The sequence below is a fragment of the Mesorhizobium sp. WSM4828 genome (genome assembly GCF_055811175.1).
The window spans coordinates 1-5271 of the sequence record NZ_JBVVQK010000070.1 but is presented as its reverse complement, the minus strand read 5'-3'; the positions used below and the strand labels follow the sequence as shown (position 1 = coordinate 5271).

Here is a 5271-nt window from a genome sequence, read left to right as displayed (position 1 = left end):
GGCCGCATTGGTGACCACTGCCTCACCCTCGAAGATCGCGTTCTTGACGTCAAGCTCCCGCGCGGCTTCGACGAGGCTGGTGTATTTACTCGTCCAGTCCACACCGCTCTTGGTGAAGGCGCGGACATCGTCGGGCTGTTGATGAGGATCTGGGTGCGGTAGCCGTCCAGTCCAGGGCTCACCCTCGGGTGGCTTCGCGACCAGCTTGGGCTCCATCGGCGGAACGACTCAAGGCGGCTGCCGCCGGTACCTACAATTTTACCCACCCAGTCAATACTAGGAACAAAGCTTATATTAGCTAGAGTGAACGGAAGGTGATTCCGCGGCTTCTCAGCCGAACCCAGCATCCAAAAAAGCCCGCGCTTCCGGAGAAGACGCGGGCCGATCGGGGCTACCCGATCTGGCAGCAATTCACAAAGGAGGGAGTTGCTGCGTTAAGATGAACCATCGCGCCGGTCAGCTGTTCCACCAGGACCACAAAAAAGTCCCGCCGCACATGCCCCATGACGGCGGGACCCGATCAAGCGACTTGCACCAGGCTGGGGGGATGCGGGGGGTGGGCTTGCCCGGTGCAACCGGACCGTCAGGCACCATAGGCGCATCGCATGAAATGCGTCCACCAACTGACGGTTGGATAGAAGCTAAGGGCGGACAAGCTCCAAACATGGTTCGCGGGATACGGATAGCTGCCCAAAAAATACCAGTCGGCCAAATCATCCAGCCGACGATACGCTCTGTCAAAATATGTGACCGGAAAGACGCGAGGGAACTCGGGATGGCTCGTCCACGCCCGGACAAACCTTGGCGCGTACCAAAACCCTACTGCCACCCATCGCTCTAATGTCTGGCTTCCCTCGTGAGCTCGACAGTACTGCTCCATAGCGTTGGACAATCGATCGAACGCCTCGACATCCCAGATCATGTTGGGTCGAATCATGATGAGGAACGACCCATCTCCCGCTTCGAACTCATTTCTGAGCACCTGCAACTCCATCTAGTCGCCGTCCTTGAGTTATGGGTTCATACCCTAGTTCAGCGCCGGCGGCTTGCCGGGTCTGAAACCCTTCAGCGCCGCCGCGATGCCCATCACTACTGATTGCTCGGGGTGATCGAGAACGCGCAGGGTGCCCGGCTCGTCGCCACCCATCCCGCAGATCGGTAGGATCTGATAGTCGCCTTCGAAAGGCTCCGTATCGCCATTCAAGAAGAAGTCATATTCGGGGAAACACCTTTTCAGCTTCCAACCCCTCGTGATCGCATCGGGCCATACCGCACCCTTGGCGATCGCCTGCTCAAATGCGATGTGTCTTTGGATGCTCGTGCGGCGAACGTCTCATGCAGCCCGATCGTGTCGGCGCGGAGCTTCACCAGTCCGTCGGAATATCGGGCGCTGATCCGGTCTCACCAGATTGGTAGGGATTGGTTTACCATCTCGGATCGCAGATGTGATCGTTCGGTCGAAACGTTTTCGCGATGCTTCCGAGTCAGATAGGCCCGCAACTGGTCGGGCTCGCCAGAGAGCAGTTCATCGCGGGCTCGGGCAACATAGTCGCTCTGAACTGTGGTGAGCCCGATCACCCGCCTTTTCTGCTGCCGGTCACCCGACCACCTCCAGTGCGGTCCTGGTCGGATTGGCGCCGCAGCACGACGAAAGCCGCTTGGATGGCGAAGCGCCGGCATCTGCTCGACGCTCGCAACGCCGCCGCCGTTGAAGGTCTGCCGCTCTTCCAGCGGCCGAAACGCTGCCTCGGTCGAGGTTCATCGCCTGGACGCGCCGTTGATGTCGCCGCGCTCAAGGCGCTCAACCATGCGGAGCAGCACGACGTTGCTGCGGATGTCGTCGATCGCCTCGATGAAGGCGGCCCGGAGCATCGGCTCAAAGGTCGAGACAAGCTGTTCGAATCGCTCGCGAGGTGATAGGCGCTTTAGCATGTGGAACTTTCAGACCACGCAACGCAGTGTTGCTGGCTAGTTTTCATGTCAGTGAGGGGCAATGGCCGGCACACCTTTAATCAGTATTCTGGTCACTTTCCTCGTCATCGTTCTGGTATTGTATCTCGTTAACCTTCTGCCGCTTGACGGCCGTACCCGCCAGATCGCTCGAGTTGTCGTGATCATCATCGGCATCGTGTCATTGCTCAAATACCTCGCGGTATTTTAAGCCGCCACCAATGCGATGTAGGCCACCGGCGTGCCGGCTGGCGGGATCGGCCGCAGATCCTTGATGACCAGCTCGGCGCCGTCGATGATGAGCGTGTCGGCTATGGCGGGGACAATGGCCCGCACAGCGAACGTGATCTGGTTATCGGTGGCCACAATGAGCGTGCCGTCGACCTATTTCTGCGTGACGCGGCGGGCTCCCTCGAAACGGATAATCTGTTATCTTCGGAGTGCCGGGTATCCATGATGTCGATGGGTCTGGAGCGCCGGTTATGCTTCTCCGCAGAAAGACCTCCCCCTGCCCTAATCCGCCCTCGCCCTCCGGCTGGAGCAGTTCCGTGGCCATCTCGGCCATGTCGTCATAGAAGCCAGCCATCCCACGACCAAGGTGTCAGGCAGACCGTAGGCGGGACCGATTAGCGGGGCGAGCAAGCCCTCGATGATGGTCGAGACCGGCGCATCCGGCGCGAAGATGTTGCCGGTTTCGCCGGGCTCAAACAACTCGCGTTCGATGCCCTCGACCTTCTGGTGCTTCACCTTCTTGGAAGGGTCGAAGGAGATCGACAGCGAGCCGGGCTTTACCAGCTCGAGGTATGCGGCCTCGTACGAGGCATCAATGACCCGCTGCGGGATCAGATCAATGACCCGCTGCGGGATCAGATCGCACGCAAGGGTCGTGCCGTACACAGTGGCGCCGGTGCGCGGCCGTGCTCGCTCTTGCGCTAGACCGCCCGTAGGCACGCCCGGTAGGCGCATGGCGTAGGTGCCGTCGATGTAGGCACTGCCGCGCTGGCGAGCCGCGGCGATCGTGCCCGCAGGCACGGTATAGCCGGCTGCAGCTACTTAGGCTCTGAAGCTTGCATCATCACCGTATCCAGCCATGCCGATCCTGCTCACTCTGGAACATTCAGGTTCCGCTCACGTTGAGTTCTGCGAAAGGAAAAGAACCATGCACAAGGACGAAGTTAAGGGTTCCGCGAAGAAACTGCGCGGCGATGTGAAGGACAAGATCGGCAAGGCCACCGGTGATGATAAGCTTCGCGCTGACGGGGCCGCTGATAAGGCTGAGGGCAGCCTTCAGAAAGGTTTCGGCAAGGCGAAAGATAAAGTTCGAAATGCCTTGAAGGATTGATAGGGGACGGATCCGGCCAATCGCATCATAATCTTGGCGGCCATGGTATCGGCCGCCTTCCTTCGTCGGATTTGGCGAAGCTAGACCACGTTGAAATGCCGCAAGAAAGCAAGCACGATTGCGCCAAGCGCATAAAACCCAAGCAGCCAAAGTACGGGCATGAATAAACCCGTCTTCTCCTTCAGCTTCAGAGTGGCACTTTGGAGTGATCTAAGTCTACTCATGAACAACACCTACCCATGCTTATAACCAAGTCGAGGTATCTTCGTTCCATTGCTGTCGAAGTGCCGAGCTCGAACGGACGGCCCCTTGTCATTGAGAGGTGCGGCAGTCGCGGGCCGCAGTTCGTTGAAGTCACTCCGCCAACTTGGCGTCGACGAGTTCCTTCAGCTTCTCGGTCGAGATGTTCCTGGCGTATTCGATGCCAAGCTCATCCGCCCGCTTCTTGAGGTCCTCGCGTTCCGTGTCGGGCGCGCCCTTGCCCTGGAATTCGTGCGACTTGGACGAATCCTTGCCGGCGAACGAGAACGGCCGAAGCAGTCCGCTACCCGTGACCTTGCCCCCAGTTCTATCCTACTGATCAGACTCAAGCCTCGATCCTGAAGCCGAGGAAGAGCAGGTCAGGCAGCTCGCAAGACGCCTGCTGGAAAAGCCCGGCTCGGCGCTGTGGGATGACTAGGCGTCATGACCGATCCGCTCCTCGGACAGGATGACGCCGCAACGCCGCTCAGCCCTGAAGAGCGCGAAGGCCTGATCCCGGCTTACATCACCCTGCGCGGCGAACTGAACGAAGCCGAACAGGCGAACATTCTCGACGCGGAGGAATGGGCGTTCGCCCGCAAACGCGATGTGCTCAGCGAAAAATTCCTGAACGATCTGCACAAGCGGATGTTCGGCCGCGTCTGGCGCTGGGCCGGCAGCTACGCGACAGCAACAAGAATATCGGCGTCGATGCCTACCGCATCCCCACCGAACTGCGACAGCTCATCGATAACTGCCGCTACCGGATCGACCACGAAACTACCCGCCCGATGAAATCGTAGCGCGCTTTCACCACAAACTCGTATGGATCCATCCCTACCCCAACGGCAACGGCCGCCACGCACGGCTCGCGACCGACCTGTTGCTCGTCAGCATGAATCGCCCCCGCTTCTCCTGGGGCAGCGCCAGCCTCGTCGATCCCGGCGAAACCCGGCGGGGCTATGTCGAAGCCCTGCGCGCCGCCGACAATCACGATATCGGCCCGTTGCTGGAATTTGTCCGGTCCTGAGGGGCAAGATTCCACCGCTTGCCACCTGGCAAAAGCTCATCTACTCCACGTCGTTCTCGACTAACGGATCCGTGAGAATGTCAGGCGCTTCCCGCTCCGCCGCCTTGAGCGGCGCGAGAACGCACCAGTCCCTAAAATAGGTGGACACAATCCGTTAATCCCCCAAGATGCCGCGGCCTATTTCAAGTGCTGTCGCCCGGTATTGGACCGGGTGTTTGTGAGCGGCGACGAAGTGACGGCGGGTGGGCTGATTATCGCAGGCGTGTTGACAGGCTTGCAGGTTCGTATCGAACGCCGCGCTCCTACCATTGTGGAAGGAGAGGCGTTATGAGAGTCGCCTATCGAAAACCGGTCGCTCGTCGTCTCGGTTGGAGGCTTCGCCGCGAGCATCGCGGCGAACACCAGTTCGACGCCGTCACCCATTTTCCGGACAGGCGCGCAAATATTGAGCTCGACGAGCTTGCGGCGCGTCTCAATGACTTTGATTTATTCGGACAGGAGCTACCGGTTCGATGGACCGGTAGCGGTGAACGGAAGCGGCACAAACACCCTTCGGCCGCGATTTCGCCAATAGCTTACCGTAGAAACGTGCCACTTTGGCGGAGGATCTGCGGCCGCCGGAGGCAGGTTACAGGTTCGAATCCTCTCCGGCGCAGCATTGCCGCAGTTCCTTGCCGACAACTATTCCTGCTGGAATTGACAGGGCCAA

At 59.6% G+C, this 5271-nt stretch carries 6 protein-coding genes and 2 pseudogenes; 5 read left to right on the top strand and 3 right to left on the bottom strand.

What is annotated here, in order from left to right:
- Positions 1-1027 precede the first annotated feature (1027 nt).
- Positions 1028-1204, bottom strand: coding sequence for a hypothetical protein (locus tag AC0L2X_RS32195; protein ID WP_473601180.1), 177 nt, complete (start codon positions 1202-1204; stop codon positions 1028-1030).
- A 458-nt stretch (positions 1205-1662) separates the two neighbouring features.
- Between AC0L2X_RS32195 and AC0L2X_RS32190 the strand changes: the two genes are divergently transcribed.
- On the top strand, positions 1663-1917 hold the full coding sequence (locus AC0L2X_RS32190) for a hypothetical protein (RefSeq protein ID WP_473601179.1): 255 nt from the start codon (positions 1663-1665) through the stop codon (positions 1915-1917).
- A 76-nt stretch (positions 1918-1993) separates the two neighbouring features.
- Positions 1994-2161 carry a Thivi_2564 family membrane protein gene (locus AC0L2X_RS32185; RefSeq protein ID WP_473559353.1) on the top strand — a complete coding sequence of 56 codons (168 nt, stop codon included), beginning with the start codon at positions 1994-1996 and terminating at the stop codon, positions 2159-2161.
- On the opposite strand, the gene AC0L2X_RS32180 is transcribed toward AC0L2X_RS32185, so the two are convergent.
- Positions 2158-2316 carry a hypothetical protein gene (locus tag AC0L2X_RS32180; protein WP_473559351.1) on the bottom strand — a complete coding sequence of 53 codons (159 nt, stop codon included), beginning with the start codon at positions 2314-2316 and terminating at the stop codon, positions 2158-2160. The two genes, AC0L2X_RS32185 and AC0L2X_RS32180, sit on opposite strands and share 4 nt — an antisense overlap.
- Before the next feature lie 147 nt (positions 2317-2463).
- A complete protein-coding gene (locus AC0L2X_RS32175; RefSeq protein WP_473601178.1) occupies positions 2464-2982 on the bottom strand; it encodes a DnaT-like ssDNA-binding protein in 519 nt (172 codons plus the stop codon).
- 127 nt (positions 2983-3109) lie between these two features.
- Here AC0L2X_RS32175 and AC0L2X_RS32170 point away from each other — a divergent pair, with 127 nt between their 5' ends.
- The 3 genes and pseudogenes from AC0L2X_RS32170 to AC0L2X_RS32160 form a co-directional block, all read left to right on the top strand.
- The gene (locus tag AC0L2X_RS32170; protein WP_473601177.1) at positions 3110-3292 is read left to right on the top strand and encodes a CsbD family protein; all 183 of its coding nucleotides are present in this window, start codon (positions 3110-3112) and stop codon (positions 3290-3292) included.
- A 684-nt stretch (positions 3293-3976) separates the two neighbouring features.
- Positions 3977-4562 (top strand): annotated as a pseudogene (locus tag AC0L2X_RS32165) (mobile mystery protein B).
- A 327-nt stretch (positions 4563-4889) separates the two neighbouring features.
- Positions 4890-5271: pseudogene (locus AC0L2X_RS32160) on the top strand (hypothetical protein); the annotation flags it as partial.

What these genes read in the sequence shown, in the direction of transcription:
- AC0L2X_RS32170 (WP_473601177.1), top strand. Translation starts at nt 3,110, where the DNA reads ATGCACAAGGACGAAGTTAAGGGTTCCGCGAAGAAACTGCGCGGCGAT.
- AC0L2X_RS32185 (WP_473559353.1), top strand. Translation starts at nt 1,994, where the DNA reads ATGGCCGGCACACCTTTAATCAGTATTCTGGTCACTTTCCTCGTCATC.
- AC0L2X_RS32190 (WP_473601179.1), top strand. Translation starts at nt 1,663, where the DNA reads ATGGCGAAGCGCCGGCATCTGCTCGACGCTCGCAACGCCGCCGCCGTT.